Source organism: Flavobacterium sp., from assembly GCF_039916025.1.
Lineage (GTDB): Bacteria > Bacteroidota > Bacteroidia > Flavobacteriales > Flavobacteriaceae > Flavobacterium.
Genome location: NZ_JBDSMB010000048.1, coordinates 19,021 through 37,815 on the forward strand (window position 1 = coordinate 19,021; position 18,795 = coordinate 37,815).

The 18,795-nt window shown below is 36.5% G+C and carries 19 protein-coding genes; 3 read left to right on the forward strand and 16 right to left on the reverse strand.

All coding sequences use genetic code 11. The features are described from left to right. Positions 1–69: 69 nt before the first annotated feature. The 3 genes from ABIQ27_RS02765 to ABIQ27_RS02775 form a co-directional block, all read right to left on the reverse strand. Entirely contained in the window at positions 70–1,890 is a 1,821-nt protein-coding gene (locus tag ABIQ27_RS02765; protein ID WP_348031838.1) for a chloride channel protein, read from the reverse strand. 77 nt (positions 1,891–1,967) lie between these two features. Continuing rightward, on the reverse strand, positions 1,968–3,638 hold the full coding sequence (gene ggt / locus ABIQ27_RS02770) for a gamma-glutamyltransferase (protein WP_348031840.1): 1,671 nt from the start codon (positions 3,636–3,638) through the stop codon (positions 1,968–1,970). A 32-nt stretch (positions 3,639–3,670) separates the two neighbouring features. Further along, complete coding sequence (locus tag ABIQ27_RS02775) at positions 3,671–4,261, reverse strand: acyl carrier protein phosphodiesterase (RefSeq protein WP_348031841.1); 591 nt, start codon at positions 4,259–4,261, stop codon at positions 3,671–3,673. 172 nt (positions 4,262–4,433) lie between these two features. Between ABIQ27_RS02775 and glmM the strand changes: the two genes are divergently transcribed. Together glmM and ABIQ27_RS02785 are read left to right on the forward strand one after the other, a co-directional pair. Continuing rightward, positions 4,434–5,834 (forward strand): phosphoglucosamine mutase, encoded by a 1,401-nt coding sequence (gene glmM, locus ABIQ27_RS02780; protein ID WP_348031843.1) that lies wholly within the window; start codon positions 4,434–4,436, stop codon positions 5,832–5,834. 130 nt (positions 5,835–5,964) lie between these two features. Continuing rightward, positions 5,965–6,672, forward strand: coding sequence for a hypothetical protein (locus ABIQ27_RS02785; RefSeq protein ID WP_348031845.1), 708 nt, complete (start codon positions 5,965–5,967; stop codon positions 6,670–6,672). Between the two features lie 34 nt (positions 6,673–6,706). Here ABIQ27_RS02785 and ABIQ27_RS02790 read toward each other — a convergent pair whose 3' ends face one another. The 6 genes from ABIQ27_RS02790 to ABIQ27_RS02815 all read right to left on the reverse strand — a co-directional run bounded on the left by ABIQ27_RS02790 (position 6,707) and on the right by ABIQ27_RS02815 (position 11,314). Further along, the gene (locus ABIQ27_RS02790; RefSeq protein WP_348031847.1) at positions 6,707–7,300 is read right to left on the reverse strand and encodes a hypothetical protein; all 594 of its coding nucleotides are present in this window, start codon (positions 7,298–7,300) and stop codon (positions 6,707–6,709) included. Between the two features lie 90 nt (positions 7,301–7,390). Then, on the reverse strand, positions 7,391–8,455 hold the full coding sequence (locus ABIQ27_RS02795) for a hypothetical protein (RefSeq protein ID WP_348031849.1): 1,065 nt from the start codon (positions 8,453–8,455) through the stop codon (positions 7,391–7,393). A 7-nt stretch (positions 8,456–8,462) separates the two neighbouring features. Further along, the gene (locus tag ABIQ27_RS02800; protein WP_348031851.1) at positions 8,463–9,089 is read right to left on the reverse strand and encodes a murein L,D-transpeptidase catalytic domain-containing protein; all 627 of its coding nucleotides are present in this window, start codon (positions 9,087–9,089) and stop codon (positions 8,463–8,465) included. Positions 9,090–9,144: 55 nt separating this feature from the next. Then, positions 9,145–9,399 carry a hypothetical protein gene (locus ABIQ27_RS02805; RefSeq protein WP_348031853.1) on the reverse strand — a complete coding sequence of 85 codons (255 nt, stop codon included), beginning with the start codon at positions 9,397–9,399 and terminating at the stop codon, positions 9,145–9,147. Beyond that, the gene (locus ABIQ27_RS02810; RefSeq protein ID WP_348031855.1) at positions 9,396–10,700 is read right to left on the reverse strand and encodes an amidohydrolase; all 1,305 of its coding nucleotides are present in this window, start codon (positions 10,698–10,700) and stop codon (positions 9,396–9,398) included. The genes ABIQ27_RS02805 and ABIQ27_RS02810 overlap by 4 nt, the downstream gene beginning before the upstream one ends. A 179-nt stretch (positions 10,701–10,879) precedes the next feature. After that, positions 10,880–11,314 carry a helix-turn-helix domain-containing protein gene (locus ABIQ27_RS02815; RefSeq protein WP_348031857.1) on the reverse strand — a complete coding sequence of 145 codons (435 nt, stop codon included), beginning with the start codon at positions 11,312–11,314 and terminating at the stop codon, positions 10,880–10,882. Positions 11,315–11,420: 106 nt separating this feature from the next. Between ABIQ27_RS02815 and ABIQ27_RS02820 the strand changes: the two genes are divergently transcribed. Then, the gene (locus tag ABIQ27_RS02820; RefSeq protein WP_348031859.1) at positions 11,421–12,188 is read left to right on the forward strand and encodes an SDR family NAD(P)-dependent oxidoreductase; all 768 of its coding nucleotides are present in this window, start codon (positions 11,421–11,423) and stop codon (positions 12,186–12,188) included. Between the two features lie 15 nt (positions 12,189–12,203). Here the strand turns inward: ABIQ27_RS02820 and ABIQ27_RS02825 are convergent, their stop codons facing one another. The 7 genes from ABIQ27_RS02825 to ABIQ27_RS02855 all read right to left on the reverse strand — a co-directional run bounded on the left by ABIQ27_RS02825 (position 12,204) and on the right by ABIQ27_RS02855 (position 18,793). Next, positions 12,204–12,713: a molybdopterin-binding protein gene (locus tag ABIQ27_RS02825; RefSeq protein ID WP_348031861.1), complete on the reverse strand. Its 510-nt coding sequence runs from the start codon at positions 12,711–12,713 to the stop codon at positions 12,204–12,206. A gap of 40 nt (positions 12,714–12,753) precedes the next feature. Continuing rightward, positions 12,754–13,197, reverse strand: coding sequence for a VOC family protein (locus ABIQ27_RS02830; RefSeq protein ID WP_348031863.1), 444 nt, complete (start codon positions 13,195–13,197; stop codon positions 12,754–12,756). Between the two features lie 113 nt (positions 13,198–13,310). After that, positions 13,311–14,159 (reverse strand): SRPBCC domain-containing protein, encoded by an 849-nt coding sequence (locus ABIQ27_RS02835; protein WP_348031865.1) that lies wholly within the window; start codon positions 14,157–14,159, stop codon positions 13,311–13,313. 60 nt (positions 14,160–14,219) lie between these two features. Then, entirely contained in the window at positions 14,220–14,630 is a 411-nt protein-coding gene (locus tag ABIQ27_RS02840; RefSeq protein WP_348031867.1) for a VOC family protein, read from the reverse strand. Between the two features lie 17 nt (positions 14,631–14,647). Then, a complete protein-coding gene (locus ABIQ27_RS02845; RefSeq protein ID WP_348031869.1) occupies positions 14,648–16,414 on the reverse strand; it encodes a DUF885 domain-containing protein in 1,767 nt (588 codons plus the stop codon). Positions 16,415–16,526: 112 nt separating this feature from the next. Next, positions 16,527–17,282, reverse strand: a complete 756-nt coding sequence (locus ABIQ27_RS02850; protein ID WP_348031871.1) for a LamG domain-containing protein — start codon at positions 17,280–17,282, stop codon at positions 16,527–16,529. Positions 17,283–17,329: 47 nt separating this feature from the next. Next, positions 17,330–18,793, reverse strand: a complete 1,464-nt coding sequence (locus tag ABIQ27_RS02855; RefSeq protein WP_348031873.1) for a polysaccharide biosynthesis C-terminal domain-containing protein — start codon at positions 18,791–18,793, stop codon at positions 17,330–17,332. Positions 18,794–18,795: the final 2 nt, after the last annotated feature.

Consider the following 18,795-nt stretch of genomic DNA (forward strand, 5'->3'; position numbering starts at 1 on the left):
CAAAACGCAAAGGTAGTGTTTTGGCTTGGAATTTCTAGTAATGAGATAAGAAGTTATTGTTAAAAAAGACTAATCAATTATCATCTCTTTTAACCGCTGGCGATAATTTTCTAAGACATCAATTTTGGAAAGGAAACCAAAGTATTTTCCTTTTTGAATCACAGGTAAAATATTTGTGTTGGAAGTTTCAAATTGTTTCATCACTTTTTCCGGTTTGTCTTCTAATTGAATGACATTTTCCGGTTGACTCATTATTTCACTGATAGATGTAAATTTTACACTATACTGATTGAAAATTACTGCTTTCGCTGCTTCGAAGTTTATGATGCCAATTAGGTTTTTCTCTTCGTCAAGAATAGGGATTATTTTTTGTTCTGTTGAGGAGAAGATTTTTACTGCACTTTCTACGGTGTTATCAAGTGATAATGTTTTGTATTTTTTCTGAACAAGATTATAAAGATCAATGCTTTGCAAAATATTTTTGTCTTTATCACTAGTGAAAACATCGCCTTTATCGGCCAGCGCTTTTACATCCATCGAATGCTTTTCAAATTGTTTGGAAACAGCATAACTAACCGAAGAAACTATCATCAATGGCACCATCAAATCATAACCGCCAGTTATTTCACCAATAAGGAAAATCGCGGTCAACGGCGCATGGAACAAGCCACTCAGAATTCCGGCCATGCCTACAATAGTGAAATTGGCAATTGGTAAATGATGTGTGAAATTAAGCAGGTTTACTGTTTTGGCCACAAAAAAACCAAGATACGAACCCACAAAAAGCGAAGGCGCAAAGTTACCACCGTTTCCGCCGCTTCCCACAGTTAAACCAGTTGCAAAAGCTTTCAGCAAAACAGTTATTCCAATAAAAGCCAGTAAAACCCATTCGTTGCTTTTAAAGTGTTCCAGCATTGTATTGTCTAATAAAACTCCCGGGTTTTTGGAAGCCAGTATCTTAATGCTTTCATAACCTTCACCAAATAGCGAAGGAGAAAAGAAAATTAATACTGCCAAAATCGATGCGCCAAACAATGCTCTGCGGTAGCCTTTGTTTTTAAATGTCCCGAAAAATTTTTCTACACGCTGGAAATTACGCGCATGATAAAGAGAAGCAAAACCTGCCAAAATTCCCAAAAGAATATAAAAAGGCGTGTTGTGATAATCGAATTTGAGTGTTTGTTCAAAATTTAACAACGTATCCGGACTCAAAGTAACTTTAGAAATCAATGCACCTGTAGCTGCCGAAATAATGATCGGGATAAAAGCCGAAATTGAAACATCGGTAAGCACTACTTCAATGGCGAATAACACCCCGGCAATTGGCGCATTAAATGCCGCTCCAATTCCGGCCGCGACGCCACAAGCTAAAAGAAGAATTCTATCTTTTTGTGAGAGATGGTATTTCTGCGCAAAGTTGGAACCAAAAGCCGCACCCGTAATTACAATTGGGCTTTCTAATCCGGCGGAACCACCAAGACCAACGGTTAATGAACTCGTGACAATCTGCGCATACATTTGTTTTTTGGGAACAATACCGCCTTTTCGGGCAACGGCATATAAAATCTTAGAACTTCCTTTTTCGAGGCTGTTTCCTAAGAAATTACGAACTACAAAAACGGTCAATAGAATACCTGCAATTGGAAGTAAACTATTGATATAAGGAAGTTTTAAATAACCATTGATGTCATTTGCCCAAAGGAAAATATTATGCGCAAAACTTTTAAGGATAATTACGGCTAAGGAACACGTAATAGCTACAACGACACTCGCAAAGTAGATAAAATTCCGCTCGCTTACTCTGTCTTTCAAAAGATAAATTAAATTCTCAGCTCTTCTGAAAAAACTTCTGAATATGATTTTAAAAAAGGAAGCTTTGCTCTTCGACATTATTCAAATTTTGAATTTGCTAAAATACTTCTTAAAAGCAGTATTTTGCAACAATCATTCGTTAAATTAAGATAATTTTAAAAACCGGCTGCTTTATCATCACCACGAAAATCGGCTCCGCCTTCCAGTTTTCCTTCAGGCTGGACTAAAATGGCATCAACTTTTCCAAGAACTGGAGCGAATTTTTCATTGATGTTGTATCCTTTAGACATAAGATTTTCCAAAGTGATTTTATCAAATTTTTTGGGTTCTACCATGATATCATCAGGCAGCCATTGGTTGTGAAATCTTGGTGCATCAACGGCTTGTTGCATGTTCATTTTGAATTCGTATACATTCAGGATTGTCTGTAAAACAGAAGTGATAATCGTAGAACCACCAGGCGAACCCAACAGCATTAAAAGTTTGCCATTTTTTTCTACTATTGTTGGCGTCATTGAACTCAGCATTCTCTTTTTTGGCGCAATGCTATTCGCTTCGGCACCGACCAAACCGTAAAGATTCGGAACTCCGGGTTTTGAAGAAAAATCATCCATTTGATCATTCAAAAAGAAACCCAATTCGTCACAATATAACTTGGAACCATAAGCATCGTTGAGTGTTGTTGTCACTGCAATGGCATTACCTTCACTATCAACAATAGAGTAATGTGTGGTTTCCATACTTTCATAAACAGAAACATTTCCATGGCTGACATCAGCAGAAGAAGTTGCTTTTTCAAAAGAAAAACTCTTCATTCGGTCTTTGAGATATGTTTCATTCAGCAATTGTTTCTGTGGAATTTTGACAAAATCAGGATCGCCTAGGAAATAGTTTCTGTCGGCATAAGCTCTACGTTCTGCTTCCGCCAAAAGTTGTATATATTTTGGTGAATTATGATCTAGTTTCGAAATATCATAAGGTTCAATCATTTTCATAATCTGCGCCAAAGTAATGCCTCCGCTTGACGGTGGTGCCATCGAAATAATTTTTAATTCTTTGTACCTAAAAGTTATCGGTTTGCGCCAAACGACTTTGTAATCGGCTAAATCTTTCATCGTAATAATGCCACCATTTTGCTGCAGAAATGCAACTAATTTTTTAGCGGTGTTTCCTTTGTAGAATTCGTTTTTTCCGTTCTTCAGGATTTGTTTCAGCGTATTGGCTAAAGCCAGATATTTGATAGTGTCGCCAACCTGAAACGTCTTATTATATAAGGTTTTGTCACCACTTATTTTTACGATTGCAGCGCGATATTCGTCTAATTTGGCTTTCTCTTTTTCGGAAACGATAATTCCTTTTTCAGCCAAATCTATAGCTGGCTGGAACAAGTCTTTCAACGGAAGTTTTCCAAACTTTTTATGGACTTCAAAAATCGCAGCAATACTTCCCGGAATACCAGCAGCTAAAGCGCCATTGACGCTCAAGTTTGGAATTACATTTCCGTCTTTATCCAAGTACATATTTTTGCTGGCTTTCTGTGGTGCTTTTTCGCGAAAGTCTAACGAGCCAACATCGCCGTTTGCTTTTCGGTACACCATAAATCCGCCACCGGAAATATTTCCTGCATAAGGATAAGCCACTGCTAAAGCTAACTGTGTTGCAACCATAGCATCAAAAGCATTGCCGCCTTTTTTGATAATGTCAACCCCAATTTTGGATGCTTCTTCCTTTGCCGAAACGACCATTGCTTTGTCGGCAACGAGGCTTTTTTGTTGGGAGAAAATAGAGAAAGAAATAAAAAAAAGTAATAGAAAAATCTTTTTCATAAAGCTATAAAATGATTCGTGTATTCGTGGCTTTAACCATTTAATTCTTTTATTTTTTCTGCACAATGCTGACGCAATTCTTCAAAAAACAAAGTGAATTCCTGCTCAAATTCGGTGTAGTATTGTTTTAGTTCGACAATTGATTCGTGCATGTCGACACGGTTTTTGGTGCGATGATCCATATGAAACATAATCATTTGCAAACCGTCAATAGTTGCATAACTTACCAGCCAATTTCTGGCAAACATATACGGAATCATGGCTTTGACTTTCTCGGTCAGGATTTCGTAATTATCTTTTAGCAGATGGTAAAAAGTATCGGCATAGACTTCTAGTTTTATATTGGAATAAGTGCTCCAGTTTTTGGCTAAGAAATGGTCATAGAAAATATCCATAATCACACCCGAATAATGACCGTATTTTTCGTGTAAACGGTGCTTGCTCTGCCTGTAAATTGGATGCATATCAGTAAAACTATCTATAGAACGGTGCAACAGTATTCCTTTTCTAACCTCGCCTTCATATTCATCATAACTGTGTCCGCGAATACTATCCGCCATAAAGTTGCCGATTTTTAGCAAATCGTTGTCGCCGGAAAGATAAATGTGCGCTAGGAAGTTCATTTTAGTTAAGGTTATAAGTTGCTAAGGTACTAAGGCACTAAGGTTGTGTTGCTGTTTTGTAAATATAGAAAAAGTTTAGCTTTAATTACACTGTTTTTAAAACTTAGCGCCTAAGCGTCTTAGTTCCTTAGTAACTTTTTTTACATTTGTATTCCAAAACAAAACACATAAAATGACTTTAATAAAATCTATATCGGGAATTCGTGGCACTATTGGTGGTAAAGTTGGTGATAATTTAACGCCTGTTGATGCGGTGAAATTTGCTTCGGCTTATGGAACCTTCCTGAAACAAAATTCCAATAATAAAATTCCAAATTCCAAACTAAAAGTTGTAATTGGTCGTGATGCCCGTATTTCGGGACCAATGATTCATAATTTGGTGATGAATACCTTACTTGGATTGGGGATTGATGTTATCGACTTAGGACTTTCAACAACACCAACGGTTGAGATTGCTGTTCCATTGGAAAAAGCTGATGGCGGAATTATCCTTACCGCTTCACACAATCCGAAACAATGGAATGCTTTGAAATTATTGAATTCTAAAGGCGAATTTTTAAGTGGGAAAGAAGGGGAATTGATTTTAGAAATTGCCGAATCTGAAGCTTTTGATTTTTCGGATGTGGATTCTTTGGGAGAAATTACCGTGAATGATGCTTATATGGATATTCATATTGATGAGGTTTTGGAATTGCCTTTGGTGGATGCCGGAGCTGTTGCCAAAAGAAAATTCAAGGTTGTTGTTGACGGTGTGAATTCTTCGGGCGGAATTATTATTCCGAAGTTATTGGAATTAATGGGTGTGGAGTGCGTGAAATTATACTGTGAACCAAACGGACATTTTCCACATAATCCTGAACCGTTGAAAGAGCATTTGGGTGATATCTGTAAATTGGTTGTAGAAGAAAAAGCCGATTTCGGAATTGTGGTTGATCCTGATGTTGACCGTTTGGCTTTCATTTCAAATGATGGCGAAATGTTTGGTGAAGAATATACTTTGGTAGCCTGCGCCGATTATGTATTGAGTAAAACTCCCGGAAATACAGTTTCCAATATGAGTTCGTCACGTGCTTTGCGCGATATTACAAACAAACATAGCGGAAGCTATCAGGCGAGTGCTGTTGGTGAAGTCAATGTAGTTGAACTGATGAAAAAGACTAATGCAATAATTGGCGGCGAAGGAAACGGCGGAATCATTTATCCTGAATCGCATTATGGAAGGGATAGCTTGGTTGGTGTTGCGTTGTTCCTGACACATTTGGCGAATCTTGATATGACGGTTGCAGAATTGAGAGCTTCGTATCCACAATATTATATGAGCAAAAACAAAATAGAATTGACGCCACAAATTGATGTTGATACGATTTTGGTTGCAATGACGGAGAAATACAAAAACGAAGAAATCAATACGATTGACGGAGTAAAAATTGACTTTGCTGAAAATTGGGTTCACTTACGTAAATCGAACACAGAACCAATTATCAGGATTTATACTGAAGCACAAACGCAACAGTTGGCTGATGATTTGGCCATTCGAATTATCAATGAGATCAAAGCGGTAGCCGGGATTTAATATAATATTGCAAAACGTCTTAAAAAATGGAACCACCAAAAATCAATTTTGGTGGTTTTTTTGTTTAAATTTGATTCATTCTCTATTTTAGGGAATTACACAACTAATCCAACTTTTAAAATTAGAAATCATGAAAAGACAAATTATGTTTACGCTATCGTTTATTGTTTTTGGGTTTACTGTCAATCAAACGTTTGCTCAGGAAGCAGCTGCTGTTACCAAAACCGCAGGTTATGATTTGAAAAAAAATGTAAAATGCAGAATGGCCAGTACTCCGGAAGGTTGTTCGGTTGTTTTTGAACACGTCAATCCATTAACCAGAGAGACGAGCAGCGGCATGTCAACAGGAAGAAGAAAATACGAACCTATCCGCCTCATAAAAGAGTATAGAGTTAGTGCGACAGACAATTCGGTTTCGGAAGTTAGAAGTCCAAGAGATTTGGCTTCTGGTCAGGCTACCGGAAGGGCAGCGCAAAAAGCTGAAGAGATAGTAGAAACAACAGCGGTTGCTTCAACTGGTTTGGGAGTAGGGAAAGTATCCATTCAGGATATTCATTTTGTCGTGAGCAACAAGGACACTAAAAGAGAATTGGCCACAACGAACGGCGAATGTGATTTACCAAACGATTTACCTGATGGAACATACACTATGACTGCTTCTTGGAGTTGGGGCATGTCACAATCAGGAGGAACTAGTTCAGGAGGAATGTCAAGTGGCAGAAGTGCAAATAAAGGTTGCTCAGTTGACTTCTTAGTAGAAATCAAAGGTGGTAATTATATGGCGATTAACGAAAAAGGATTGCCAGGCGATAAAGGGCCTAAAAAAAGTAACAAGTAAAGCAAAAACCCTTTCTAATTTAGAAAGGGTTTTTTTATTTAAAGATTTTAAACTTAAGCACAAATTTCTTTTGCTGAATCAGCGAACGCCAGTCAATAAATAAAAGTGCACAGAGCAATAGCAAACTTCCTGTTAAACCTGCAATAGACTGCCATGAAAAAATATTTTCTTCGAGCGTATTTACATTTTCTGACGCAAATTTACCCATTGACAATGCTATGGAGTCGCTTGTGAATTTACCAACAAAAAATGCCGGAATAATATACAACGGACCCATTCTGGACATACCGGCGGCAACAAATAAAGGAGTTGTAGGCAAAGGCAATAAAGAATAAGCAACAATTACCAATTGGCTTTTCCATCCTTTTTCTTTTAGTTTTTTCCCTAAAAAAATAATGTCTTTGTTTTTAGCAGGTTTGAAATAGGAATCAGAAATGTAAGGAATATATAAAGTCAGAATATAACGTCCAAGAATGGAACCTGCTACACCAATACAAATGCAAGCCCATAAGTTTAGATCGAAATAAATCTGCAAAAAAATCATGATAGTAAAAGCGGGAAGAAATGGAAAAGGGACAATGTCAAATAACAAGGCTCCCAAAAAAACTAAACAGTATTGCCACCACATATTTTGAAGATTTCATGAATGGCTAATTTACAACAATTGATTTCCGGGCTTGTTACATAATTTTCACTTTTTAATATGAAATATTTTTGTTTAATGGTTGTGTTTTACATCAAAAAGGTAATATAAGATTGCTTCCCTTTGAGCAGGATTATCAAGTTCCTTCCTTAACAACTGATGATAAGTATTGATAAAAAGCAACTCATTTTCTTCAAGGTAATAGGTTAGGATTTGTGTTTTGTTGATTTTGGAATGCGCATAATCTCCTTCGAGCATTTTTGTTTTTTCGTTCCATTTATATTTAACCAAAGTAGAATCGTTAATAATCCATAAAGTTTCACGGTCGATATTTGGAGAGAATGGCTGTTGGCGGTAAACCATTTTTAAAGTCAGTGGGTTCGTGCTGACTATGGTTGATTTTAGCCATAGAGTTCTGTTTCCGGGCCAGGTCATGTTTGCATTTTGAAGTTCGTTTAGAATTGGAATCAAACGGTCTCCCTCATATTTATAGAAATAATAGTTAAACCACCAGATTCCGCTACCACTTTCATAATTTTCTTTGTAGTAAACAATGGTTTTTCCATCAAGATCTTTGTAATGTTCTAATTCAAGCCCATATCTATGATAGATGTGATGTTTTGAAATCAGTTTTTTCGTTTTAAAAAAGTATGCATCACTTGTCCAACTCAATCCAAGATAGCCTAAACATATTGCAAACTCATTATAGTCAGTTTTGTTCTTATCAAAAGAGAAAAGCGTTATTAGAATTTTTCCTTCTTCAACTTCTGTAGAATCAAAAGGGAATTTTTCAAAAATACGTTCAGCAAACTTGATGTCAATTTGTTTGTTTTTAATCGCCAGCTTGAGCTGTTGGAATTCGGAAGAAGATAATTTTTTATTGATTTTTTCCATATTTTTAAAAATGGAATCAGTCCTAAAAGAAACTTTATCCTGTAAAGATTTGGAAGACAATTTGGCCACACTATCCATAAAAGCAATTAATTCTTTTTCAGGATATTGAATTTGAGCAAGTTGTTTCTCTTTTTTTACCATTGGCTTGACCGTCTTTTTAGGAATTGCAACCTTTTTTTCTTCCTGCTTACAGGAAAACAAAGCCGCTATTAAAAGAAGAACAACGAGTGGTTTGGCGAGTTTCATATATATCTTAATTATATATCCACATCAAAACAGGTTTTTTGGTTGCCTGCAGCATTGGGTCAAGAATTTTCATATTGTTGTTGGATATTGTTGGACAGCCCCAACCTTCGGCAGTTCCATCGGGATAAACTTCTTTTTCAGAAACTTTTTCCCAAGAATGGAAAACAATAAAACGACTTTCGGCATTGCTATTGGTCTTTTCAAGTCCATGCATTACATATTTGATATTAATTCCCCAATTGCTGTATGCTCTTTTCCCAATTTTATATTTCCCTAAAGAAGATAAGTGACTTCCATCCGTATTGCTAAAACCAGGATTATCCCTTGACCAATCGTAACTCCAAGGATAATTTCCGCAGCCATGTCCGACAAGCATGCTCAATGAAGTTGTGTTTTTCCTGAAATCATAAACAAAAAAGCGATTCAATCCGGAGTGAATGCTCATGTCAATGAGTATGCAGAAATCTTCATTATAGTTGTTCTTTTTACAAAATGCTAAGGCTTCTTTGGCTTTGGTTTCTGTCCGGGCGATATTGGTTTTGGGAATATTGTTTTTGGCAACAAATCTGTTATATCTGTTATAACCAAAGGCGCTGACAACAATTATAAGCATTAAGAGAAAGGCCTTTTTCATATACTATTTAGGTTTTGAACGCATCTTTTTATAAAACGTAAATAATCAGAAAATATTATCTTTTTCGTTTGATTAATTTATGATAAACCAAAGCTACTACGATGGCTGTCAGCCAATAATAAAAAGCGAATACCCAAAAGTAAATTAAAAACCAAACTGTCCAAGTACAAATATAATCTTGCCAATTGGTATCCCAGTAATTTTCGATGAAAATCCAATCATCATATATCATATAAGTCCAATATGTTATTGAAAACAGAATTGAGAGATATTTGAAAAGTTTTAGTGCTTTTTTAAAGGAGTTTTTCATTTTTTATGCATCTCCATATAATCTAAAACCAAATTACAGGTTGCTTTTAGTCCTGTTTTGAAAGCGCTGTCATCAATGATAAATGTTGGAGTGTGATGCGGTCCTGAAGTTTTTGCATCGGCGCCTTTTGGTAAACCACCAATAAAAAAATACATGCCCGGAACTTTTTCCTGAAAGAAAGAGAAATCTTCTGCGCCTGTAATAGCAGGCACTAACTGTACATTTTCTTTGCCAGCCGATTTTTGTAGCGATGGCAGCATTTCTGCGGTTAGTTTTTCGTTATTGAAGGTAACAGGATAATAATGCTCATAAGGCAATATTACATCTGCAGTAGCTCCGGCAGCTTCGGCAGTTTTCTCAGCAATTTGTCGGATTCGGGCATAGATTAATTTTTCATCTTCTTGAGTAAAAGTTCTTACTGTACCAAGCATTTCTACCTTTTCAGAGATGATGTTATCGCGGTTTCCACCATGTATGGAAGCAATAGTTACTACCGCAGGGTTTTGTGTGATGTTTACATTACGGCTGACTATCGTTTGCAAACTATTGATTATTTGCGCTGAAACCACAATTGGATCAACAGATGTCCATGGTGCGGCACCATGAGATGGTTTTCCATTAACGGTTATTTTGACAGTTCCAACAGCAGCCATAAAGCCACCGGGTTTGTAATTAATTTTTCCAACTTCGGTTTGTGCAGCCATGTGCAGTCCAAAGATTACATCTACTTTTGGGTTTTCGAGTACGCCTTCTTTTATCATTAACGCTGCTCCGCCTTCTTCTCCGGCAGGCACACCTTCTTCAGCAGGTTGAAAGATGAATTTCACGGTTCCTTTTAAATCCTTTTTCATACCCGAAAGCATTTCTGCTACTCCCATTAATATGGCTACATGTGCATCGTGTCCGCAGGCGTGCATCACGGAAGTTTCCTTTCCGTTGTACATGGTTTTTACTTTGGAACAATAAGGCAAATCATTTCTTTCTTCAACTGGCAGTGCATCCATATCGGCACGAAGTGCCACTACTGGTCCGGGTTTGTCACCTTTTAAGATGCCAACTACGCCTGTTATTCCGACTCCGGTTTTTACTTCTATGCCTAACGATTCCAGGTGTTTCGCGATCAAAGCTGCGGTGCGCACTTCGTGGTTTCCCAATTCGGGATGCTCGTGAATGTCGTGACGCCAGGCTATGACTTTAGATTCTATTTTATCGGCGGCTGCACTAATTACAGCAGCGTGATTTGTTTTTTGAGCATGTAAAGAAATTGAAGCGAGGGTTAATAAGAATATTAGTTTTTTCATTTGGTTGGTTTTATGATTTGTTGTTGGCACGGATTACAAATCCGAGCTATCGGATAAGAAAATAAAGAAAAGCAGAAGTGAGGCAAGTTGGTTGGTTTTCATGATGTAATGTTTTGTATGCTAATATAATAAAAAAAGGCAATCCTTTTGGAATGCCTTTAGATATCGTAAAACTATGATTAGCTTTTGCTTTGTTCTGAAGCAAATCGCTCTTTCAACTCTTTTGTCATTGATTTTATAAATCCTTCTTTATCTTTCTTAGCTTCTTTTATTCTTGCTTGTATTTCAGGAGAAATTAAAAAATATTTGTTTGCCCAAAAATGAATTTCAAGTAAAATAGGCAATAAGTCAATTCCTTTCGGTGTCATTGTATAGAGCACTTTTGCTTTACTGTCTGGATGTTCTAATTTTTTTAAAATTCCATTTTCTTCAAGTGTTTGTAATCTTGATGCTAAAATATTAGTGGCAATTTTTTCTTCTGATTTTAAAAAATCACCATACGTGTTTTTATTGAAGAATAGCATATCGCGGATTATCAATAAAGACCATTTGTCTCCAAATATATCGAGCGTACAACTAATCGGACACTCTGATCTGTTTATGTTTTTTTTCATAGTTCTTAAAAATATTTTTAAAAAGCACTTGCAAATTAAAAGTAATATTATACATTTGTACTTGCAAAACGCAAGCAAATATAATTATAAAAAAAATAAGAACAAAATGGAATTAAAAGACAAAACAATTTTGATAACCGGAGGTGCCTCTGGCATTGGGCTGGAAGCGGCCAAACAATTTTTAGAAAACGGAGCCAAAGTAATTATTACAGGTAGAAGCCAGAAAAAATTAGATGCTGCGAAAAAACTTTACCCATCGATAACAGCCATCAATAGCGATGTAGTAAGCGCTGAAAATGCAGCTTCATTATTCAAAGAAATTCAAAAACTTGGCGGGATTGACATTTTATATAACAATGCAGGTGTTATTAGCAAACCCAAAAATTTGGGACTTGCCAGCGAAGGACATTTTGAAACTGCTGAATACGAAATGAGTATTAATTATTTTGGAGTAATCCGTATGAATAATTTGTTTATGGATATGCTTAAATCTAGAAACGAGAGCGCTATTATCAATACGGCTTCTATTTTGAGCTATGTGCCGTTGAATCTTACACCAACGTATTCTGCATCAAAAGCTGCCGTTCGGTTTTATACTGATTCTTTGCGCAATCATTTAGAGATTTTAAAAAGTAATGTCAAAGTATTTGAACTTTCACCGCCATTAGTGGCAACAGCAATGGCCGATGGTATGAGTGCAAAAACAATCACCACTGAAAAACTAGTAAATGGATTAATTAGTGGTTTAAAAAACAATAACTACAAGATTCGTATTGGTGATACAAAAGCTATTTATCTTTTAAACCGATTTTTACCTAAAATTGCCTGGGGCTTAATCAATGGAAAATCAAATGCAAAACAACTTCAAAACTAGATTTAGATTTGTCTATCACTCAGCGCGTTTGACTTGAATTTTCTCAAGTCCTTTGATATATCGCCTGCCGCTTTTAAAATCGCCGGTGGAGATAAAGAGTATTCTTTGCTCCATGTCTTTGATTTTTTTACCTTCCATTTCGGTGACGAAATAGAAGTTGTTTCCGGCTTCGGAATTGTAAATTTCATTCCATGAAAAAACAACTTTATATCCATCTGTGGCAACAAAAACAAAATAAAACTCGTTGAGTTCTTTTGGTTTGTCATAATCAAACTGAATAGAAGCCAATACTGTTTTGAGCAAAACTCCTTTCATATTCTTAACCGTGCTTTTCGCTTCTCCTTTATGGTTGTAAAGCGTTTGGTCTGGTATAGCAACTTTTGGAAAAGTGTCTATATCGGTTATAGAAAATGTCTTTTCAGCTTTTATCTTTCCTTCAATTTTTAGTGTTTCAGATGGAGTTACCTTTCGCTGGGCATTAATGGAATAACATGTTAAAAAGAGTACGATAAGAAGTTGTTTCATTTTCATATTTTATCTGCTAACTGCGACTGCCAACTGAACACTATTTTTGTGGAGCTTCATCAAAATTTATCATCCAGTGGATGCCAAACTTATCAACGAACATTCCAAAGTAAGCACCCCAAAACGTATTTTGCATTGCCATTATTACATTTCCACCAGCCGAAAGTCCGTTAAATAGTTTATCAGCTTCAGCTCTGCTTTCCGTATTTAAAGACATCGAAACATTTGAGCCAATAACTACATCGCCGCTTTGTGAAGTGCTGTCGCTTCCCATTAAAATGCTTCCGCCACCGATAGGCAAAGAAACATGCATTACTCTGTCGGCATCTGCAGCAGAAGGTGGTGGGCAATTTTCATCATCAGAAGGTGGCATATCACTGAATTTTCCTATGTATGGAAACTCGCCTCCAAAAACAGATTTGTAAAATAGGAACGCTGCTTCGCAATTTCCGTTGAAAATTAAATAAGGATTGATTGTTGTCATTATTTTTTTAGTAATTAGTAATTAGTAAATAGTGATTAGTAAATAGTGGCTAGTGATTTTATATGTGCGCCAAATTGTTTATGGCTTTTCACTAATCACTAATTACTTTTCACTTAAATTTGTTCTACATATTTTTTAAAATTGTCTAATATAGTTTGCCATCCGCCACGTTGCATATCATGTGGATTCGCATTTTCAGGTTCGAAGTTTTCGGTAACGATTACTGTGCCATCCAAAACATCAAATTTCACAGTTACTTTTCTTCCGTCTGCGATAACGTAAACGTATTTTTTCATTGGAACCACTTCTGTATAAGTTCCGTCAAAATCAAAGCTCATTGCGCCATCTTTCGAAGCCATCGTTGTGCTGAATGTGCCACCGACTTTTAAATCGCTTTCCGCTTTTGGACAATGCCAGTCATCTGAAGCAAAGCACCAATTGACAATATGTTCCGGCTTGGTAAAATAGTCCCAGACTTTTTCAAGCGATTCTTTTGTGGAATTTCTAACCGTGATTGATTTGGTATCGCTTTCGGCAATTTCTTTTAACTTTTGCAATGCTTTTGGAAACGCATCATTAAAATAATCAGCAAATTTTTCGACTACGTCCATTGTTGTTTTTACAGTTGTAATTCCGTCTTTTTCGGTCAAATCATAACGTTCTTCTGAACCAGACCAGGCTTTAGTTTCTTCGGTTATTGGAAGTTCTTTAAAATTTTTCAGTTCACCATTATGGATAAATGACATTACGTCAAATGGTTTTTTGATAGTAATTTTGGAATTCATTCCACCGCCATTTGGTCCCATGAAGTATATTTTGCTTCCTTCATTCCAGTCGGAAACTGCATAACAACCTTCGCTGAAAGCTGAAGTCCAGTTTTCATAATTTTCGTCATCCCAAAGCGAATACCATACTTTTTCTTTGGTCGCTTTGATATCAATACTAAATGTTGTTTTTTTCATGCTTTTTAAGTTATCGGTTGTCAGTTATTAGTTATCTGAACATTGCCATTTGAACACAGATTACTGTGGCATTTTGCTAAAATCCATATGGAGAACATTCCAACGGTGACCATCTAAATCACAGAAACCACAACCATACATCCAACCTTGGTTATCGGCTGGTTCGGCAAAAACAGTTCCGCCGGCAGCTTTCGCATTCTGGGCAATTGCATCTACTTCTTCGCGATTTTCGGCATCAATAGAAATCAGGAATTCACTCGATTGTTTGGTATCTGTAATTTGGTGCTGGATAAAATTCTGAAACATGCTTTCGGCAAACAGCATCACTACAAAGTTGCTTTCGCCAACGAGCATGCAAGCCGAATCAGGTGTAGTTCTTTCTTCAAAAAATGTAAATCCAATTTTACTAAAAAAGTCTTTTGACTTCGAGGCATCTTTAACGGGAAGATTTAGCCAAATTTGTTTTGTCATAATGTGTCGTTTAATAATTATTCCAACATTCTTTCGCGAATATACTTCACAGGCGAACTACCAAAACTTAAGAATTTTTCATGGAAATCTTTCAGGCTGTATTTGTCGCCCATTTTCTTTTTGTAATCATCTCTAAGCTGCTGAATGGCTGTTGCGCCACTGAAGTATGAACAAAGCTGAACCTGCGAAACAGTAGCTCTGTGGTATTTCTCCTCAACCTGCTGAGCGGTTTGAAAGCACTCTTTTGTCAAAAGGTTTACGATATCTTCTTTTGGTTTGTTCAGACATTGAATATCATAATCAATGATAACATTCGCCAATTCGCGAAGTTTCCAAACACCTAATGCCAATTCGATTTCCGGTTCGTGATTTCCCCAGCCGTTTTCAACCATCATGCCTTCACAATACACAGCCCAACCTTCAATCATAGCACCATTTTGGAAAACAGAACGCAACACATCAGGTGATTTTTTGTTGTTGTAAATTCCCTGTACGCAATGACCGGGAACCGCTTCGTGGATTGATAATATCTGCGAAGAATAAGAATTGGTTTCGCGCAAAGCACTTTCTGCTTTCGCTGGTGGATATAAAGTTAGGTCGTCTATATTATAATAAGTTGTTCCCTTTTTTTGATATGGCGGAACAAACTCGGCGCTTGCCATGGCAAAACCTCTTGCATATTCCGGCATATAACGAACTTTGATAGGCGTAGAAGTAGTGTCGAAATCGAATAAGTCTTTTTCGATGATGAATTTTTTCAATTGCGTTACCTGATCTTTAAGCGTTCCGTAGAATTTCGCAGGCGTTGGATGATTCAATTGCATTTTGCTCAAAACCATTCGGATTACTTCCAGACTGTCTTTTGGTTTGGCTTGTGTTGGATAGTATTTTTTCCACACTTTATCGGCAGTAACATACATTTTGTTGTGCCACATTTTCTTATCGGCAACAGCCTTGTCATAAATCTGCTCCGGAGTAAAATCGGTAGCCAAATCGTATTTGAATTTTTCGGCAAACAGCTTTTTACCAATTCTGTAATCTTTGAATTTAAAATTCTTATCAGCATCAATTTTTTCCAAACCTTTTACATAATCACCCATTGCAGTAACTGCTTTTGTAATGTTTTTTTGCAGCGCATCTTTATCAGCTGTATTCAAATGAGAAGCCGCAATCGAATCGGTAAGTGATTTGCCAAACAACTGCATTCCGCCTTTGTTTTGATTTATCGCCATTTCCAAATGTTCTTTGGTTGGCTGTTTCAGGTTTTCTAAAGCTGCTTTATAATATGCATCTGAATTCTCAAGATATTTAGTCAATATTTTCAAACGCTCATCCAATGGCGCATATGGCTGATTGATGATATAATCGCAAGAACCGCTGATATTGTAAACAGAAGCATCCCATTCCTGTTGTTTGAAAACTGTGATGTACCAAATATCGCTTTCCAATTGGTTTTTGATGATGTTGGAACTTATCTTGTTGTTGTCGCTTAGTTGATCATAATCCAAAGCATTTAAATCGGCTAACCATTTTTTAGAAAAACTGACATTATCGGCAAACGCAGCCGAATTTGGCACAACCAGTTTATCATAATATTTGCCATAACCCTGCGCTATAGAACCCGAAGGATATTGTTTCCAGTAAGCATCTAAAAATTTAGTTTCAAAAGATGAGAAGTTTGTGTCGGTGTTGTCTGTGTTGTCGTTGTTTTCTTTTTTTGGAGAATTACAACTAACGAATGTAATGGTTAGCAATACAATAAGTGCAGCAAAGGATTTTTTCATGAGATTGGTTGATTAATTTTTGGATTACGAATTTACGAAAATATATTCAGTAAATAGTTTGGTTTTATTTACTTTAACTCATGAAAAAAGCATAAAACCTTAAGCAATAGTTTTATTCACAACAAGCAGGTAAATTATATAGCTGGGTTATTTCTGTTGGTGTTAGAATGTGGTCATAAATAATTACATCATCTAGCAAACCAGTGAAATTGTCTCCTAAAAATAAATCACCGGTATTTGTTGTTGGGAAGCTTGTACCACCACAACCTGTGTTTGCAGTTTGTGTTGTTAAGGTGCCATTTATGTATAGTTTTAAATCGGTGCCTTGACAAGTAACTACAAGATGTTTCCATTGAGTAGCTATTGCTGTTACATCATACCAAAGGCTATATTCATTAATTCCAAATACAGGATTTCGTAAATCATAAAGAGCAACGGACCACTGACCTTGAGTGTCAGGGCAATGAAGAGGAGTGTCTCTACCAATTAAAAGTTCAAAATCACCATTTGATGAAGAAAGGCTTTTGTACCAAAGTGAAATTGAAAATGGCAAAGTTTGAAAATCATTAATAAATGTTGGGTTTGTATATTTAAGAAAATCGCTATTAGCAGCTACAAAATTAAAAGCACAATTAGGATTTCCTGCTCTGTCAGCTCCGGATGCAGCTGTTGAAGTATTTGTCAGATTATAACTGTTTCCTGAATGATCGTTTAGGGAACCATTACTAAATGGGTAAAATGCAATGATACCATTTTGTAAACTTGTTGGAAGACAGTCGGCAGTAATTTGAGTTGACTTATCAGATTCGCAGCCAGCCATAATTACGAGTAAAAATAAAATGCTAATTTTTTTTAAAGTATGTATCATGTTTTTTTATTTAGAGACACAAAAAATTACTTATAGTTGCGTCAAAATTATAACTTCACTTTTTTCAGGTTTGTTTTAATGATGGTGTTGATATCTTCGGAGATTTTTAATCTGTAATTCAAATATACATACAAAGCACCAACCAAAATAGATTTCAATCCGATATTGATAATCGTGTGAAAAGGGAAATCCCAAAAGTAGAACAACAGGAAACAAACCGCTAAGATGCCAAGCGATTCGAGGGTTTTAATAGTAAACGGATACAAATCCATTTTCTTTACGACAAACAAAAGTTTGATTGTGTTGTAAATCATTACCGTAATCAAAGTCGCAAAAGCAGAACCTTCGATGCCGTACATCGGAATAAAAATCATGTTCAGAACAATCATCAATACAACAGTGAAAACTCCGAATAGTAAAACAGTGCGATAGTGTTTCGTATTGACAATGATCGAATTATTATTTCCAAGCAAAACATCGTAGAATTTGGATAATCCAATTAGGAAAACAACCAGAATTCCACCGCTATATTCTTTCGGAATCAGATGATACATTTCTTTGATGTTTACAAAAATGAGTATCATGATAAATCCGCCAATAACCTGCAGATTGATAGCACTCTTTTTATACAAATCGTTAAGTTCATCGTGTTTCTTTTCGACCATTAGTTTGGCGGTAATCGGTGCGATGATTTGTGTCATGGCGCGACTTGGTACTGCAATTACTGTCGAGATAAATATCGCCACAGCATACAAGGCATTTTGACCAATGTCTTTGTATTGCGGAATCATTACTTTGTCAAAATCGACAAGCATCACGGCAACACCGCCCGAAACAATAATGAATGATGAATACTGAATTATTTCTTTAACATTCTTTGGAATGACCAATCGCAGGACAGGCATTTTCACCGAAATCGCATACAATTTCATTCCGACTAATTGCGCAAAATAGGCGAGAGCCACACAATAGACAAAAGTGTCTTTTGCCAGCCAATTAAAATGGACTCCAATAAGTAACCCCATCACAATCAAACGCACCAACACTTCGCTGATAAAATTTCCAATTACGGATTGCATGTGGACTTTTGCCCAGGCATAAAACACTTCGAAATACGCCATGAATAATCCAATTACGGGAATAAGCCAAAAGAACGGTTCGAGCGTTGGGTTTTCTTTTATCCAGCTGTGTGAAATGTTGTCATAGAAAAAGTAAAATCCCAATCCAAGTGGAATAGCCAAAGCCAATGGAAGAAATAAAATGAACGTTAAAAACTCATCGCGCTCTTTCTGATTTTTATAGGATGAAAAGAATCTGATTAGTGTGTTTTGTGCGCCAAAAGCCATCAGCGGCATCATGATATTCGCGCCCGAAAGCACGGTGGCTACAATTCCGTAATGCAGTTTTCCTAGAAAGTTAGTATATAAAAACAACGCATTAATGGCACCAATTCCAAATCCAAGGAACGTGATGATGGTGTTTTTAATGGATTGCCTTTGGACGATGCCCATTT